The following is a 3,534-nucleotide window of genomic DNA, read 5'->3' on the forward strand; positions in this document are numbered from 1 at the left end:
TTCTAAGTACTTAGCGACTGCTTGTTCCTTAAATTCCTGGCTGTAGGTTGGTCTGGTTCGTTTGTTCTGAGTCACGGTAATTCTCCTCACTATGGGAATTAGGCCGTTCAGTTAGATTTGTCCAGCACTTTTGGGGAGCTTCAACGATCTATTCTTTAGAAGCTGATTTGTCCTACTCTCGAATGTTGAGATTCAGTGAAAAAGTCTTTACCTGGTAATGGCACCCGTGATCGATTGGGTGAGCCTGCAAAAAACCAAGGTGGAAAAATACAACCCTTCCCCAAGCGTGGTATGAGCAATGTTTAAGATACTCAGTTCTATTTTGGCTATACTCTCAATAGTTTCGTTTTATCTTGCTATGACTTGTCAGTCGAGTCAATCAACGATATTAAAAAACAGATATATTGTAACGGAAACTAAGAAGTACGTTTCACTAGATCCCCTTGATGGTGATTCGACGGTGAATTTGCCAGTCTTTGATATGATTTACGCTAAACCTATTGAAGTCGGGCAGGATGAACAGCTCTATAGTTTAGTACTTAAGTCCTTTAGGTATGACATAGAGCATCGTATTGTAGAATTAGTTGTAAAAAATAATATTTTCTTTTCGGATGGCTCTCTGATCACAACTGAAGATGTGGCTTTTTCTATCTTGCGAATGGCGCTCACAAGACCAAAGTTCCCAATGATTAGAGATATAGTCGGTTTGCAATCTTGGGCGGAATCTTCGAACCCTTTAGAAATTTATCCCCAGGGTATTTCTATCGAGAACAGAAGAATCCGAATTAAATTTTCAAAAGAAGTGAGGAGACCTCTTTCTAGGCTTGCCTTACAGCTTTTCTCTATCATACCAAAACGATGTGTCGATCTGCGAAGAAATACACTTGTCTGCGATGAAATTCCTACCAGTGGGTTATATACAATCGAAGATGAAGGATCGTCCTATATCTCTTTTGTAAAAAGGTGGTCAGCCCTTCCAGGGTTAGCGGAAAATATAGTATTTGAATATAGTAACCTCAGTCAAGCTTCTGAAGTGAGTTCTGGTTCGAATCTTAGAAAAGTAATTGCAACAAACGAATCCATTGTGTGGCCGAGGAGCTTTGCATACTTTTATGAAAAGGGGTTTCATCTTACCCTCAGACCTAAAAGTAGGTTCGACCTCTTGTATTTAAACCCGGATAAAGAGATATTTGCTTCGAATGACAATAGAAGTGTTTTTAAAAAAGTTTTCTATGAGAAGTTGTCAGAAGTTGGGTTAGACGACGACATAGAGGGGTCTATTTTTACAAGTATTATGCCTGGGTATCTTCCTTTGAAGGATCTTGCGAAAGGCTTGGATAAGGAAAAGGTGAATTTTGTTAAGGCCGATAAGGTTATTTATTGGTCATCAAGATTACCAGAAAACTCTCCCGGACTTAAAGCAGTTAAGTTGACTTTAGATGAATTTGGCTTAAAGGGGGTTCGAGATGACAGAAATTTTGACCTACAGTTAGGCTCCACAGGATTCTGGCCCATAGACCCCATGGGAGATTTGCAGATGCTTTTTACCCCGGGACTTCATAAATCTTTAGAAGCTATAGCCCGTGATCCAATGATGCAGAAGAAGATAGAAGACCTTCAAGACCTTGACGGTGAAACCTTGGATGAGGAAGCAAAAAAGTTTAGTCGGTACATGTTTGATAAGGGGATTTTTAACGTATATAAGTATAACCAAAGACTCTATCTGACTAATTTCGAACCACGTGTTTCTCTCGTTACAGTGGCTACTTCACCATGGCAGTTTTTTGTGACCAACGATGAATAATAACTTCTTTACAAAGATAAAGCTTTGGAGGCTAATTGATTGTCTAAGATCACACGGTGCAATGCCTAGAAGCATTGATTCAGCTCAGGTTTCCCCAGGAGTTTCCATGTGCTCTGTATATGATGATACTAAACCGGATATTATGAATAAGGAGCGTGTTATTCTCAAGACTTTATATCAGCGAAGACTGTCATTCTTCGGCTTTGGGAGTGGAGACAAGTTAGTTGAATCTAGGTTAAGTCAATCAGGTTCTCATGTATATCTGCTTCCAAAATTGTTTATTGATGGTGAAATACAGCATAGACTATCCAATCGCTGCGTTTTCAAAAATCAGAGACCTTTTATAGGTGGTGATCTTGAAAGATTCTGTGTTTAGACACTTTAAAGATAGCAGATTCGTGGTCTTACCACTTGTGTTATTTTTTGTAGTAGCTGGTCTGCTACTATATTTTTCTTTTGTATCCCACGTAAAATTTTCTTCTACTGAGATACTGTCAAGTTGGTTAGCTAGTGAAAGAGCCAATATTGAACAGGGAAACTTTTTCGAAGCTTTTGCGAGAAATAGAAGAATAATTGTTTCATCTAAGATTGTACAAGGCGTTGCATTAGTCAAAGACAAGAATACCACCACCCCTGAGGTCCAGATGCTTTTTGGAAATGTTCCGTCGATCTTCCCTACAAAAAAGGGGGTTGAAAAAGTAGATGATATTACATTCTATTCAAGCGGATTCCTTAAAGGGCGAATTCAATATCGATTCCCTCAAAAAAGTGATTACTATATCGAACTTTCAGTGAATCCTGTGTTTCTTATCAAAAGCTTTTTTGCAGTATTGGCTCTCCTTTTAGTAGCATCCCTAATATTTATGGCTACCATGTCTTACCTTGCGGTAGTAGAAAGAGATAAACGCTTAAGAATATTTGATGCTGCAGTTGATGACCTGATAAACAACGATATTCCAAGCCACTACCTTTCAACTGCGATGCCAAATATAGAAAAAAGTTGGCGTGTGATGAAAAGTAAAATAAACTCGCTACAAAGTGAGATTGTCTTGCAGTCGAAGACCCTTGCAAAATCAGAAGCAATAAGTCAAACTACCCAAACTATAGCCCACGACCTTAAGGGTCCACTGGCAATTTTCCAAAAAGTAGCCTTCGGTACTCTAGAAGACTACGAACATGAGAAAGAGAACCTTGTCAAAGCACTAAACCGTTTATCATCAATGGCAGATTCGATAAAACGAGCCGACCTAGAATCCCAAGTTCGGCCGTACAAAAGTAGGCTGGATTTAGATGAAACTATATCTAGCGCACGAAGCTACGCAGAGAAACACTCGGTGATTCTCCGCTCTGATGCTAAGTCCGTAGAAGACTTACAAATAGATTTACCCAAGGTTGAAAGGGCTGTATCCAACCTCCTCTTTAATGCTATTGAAGCTGCAAATTCGATTGTTGAGATTTCATGGCTCCTCGAAGGTGCAAAGCTTAGCATACTTGTAAAAGATGACGGAGATGGAGTACCTAACAAACTGATACCCAAGCTCTTCACACGAGGAGCTACCCACGGCAAAGAAAATGGCACTGGCCTGGGTCTTGCATTTGTTGACCATGTTGCAAAGGGCCATGGTGGCAAAGTCGGTAAGTCGTCGAATCTATGCGTATTGAAGCCCTTTTTCCCTTTCCTTACAATTACTACATACAGTTAACTCATTGAAAGGCAGTATTATGGATTT

2 protein-coding genes are annotated in these 3,534 nt (G+C 39.6%); both read left to right on the forward strand.

Annotation, left to right across the window (positions count from 1 at the left end):
- Positions 1-298: 298 nt before the first annotated feature.
- The gene (locus B9N89_RS31035) at positions 299-1,804 is read left to right on the forward strand and encodes a periplasmic substrate-binding domain-containing protein (RefSeq protein ID WP_132326478.1); all 1,506 of its coding nucleotides are present in this window, start codon (positions 299-301) and stop codon (positions 1,802-1,804) included.
- A gap of 644 nt (positions 1,805-2,448) precedes the next feature.
- The gene (locus B9N89_RS31040) at positions 2,449-3,507 is read left to right on the forward strand and encodes a sensor histidine kinase (RefSeq protein ID WP_132326480.1); all 1,059 of its coding nucleotides are present in this window, start codon (positions 2,449-2,451) and stop codon (positions 3,505-3,507) included.
- Positions 3,508-3,534: the final 27 nt, after the last annotated feature.

Origin of the sequence: Pseudobacteriovorax antillogorgiicola, from assembly GCF_900177345.1 — a bacterium.
In the GTDB taxonomy this organism is placed as follows: Bacteria; Bdellovibrionota_B; Oligoflexia; order Oligoflexales; family Oligoflexaceae; genus Pseudobacteriovorax; species Pseudobacteriovorax antillogorgiicola.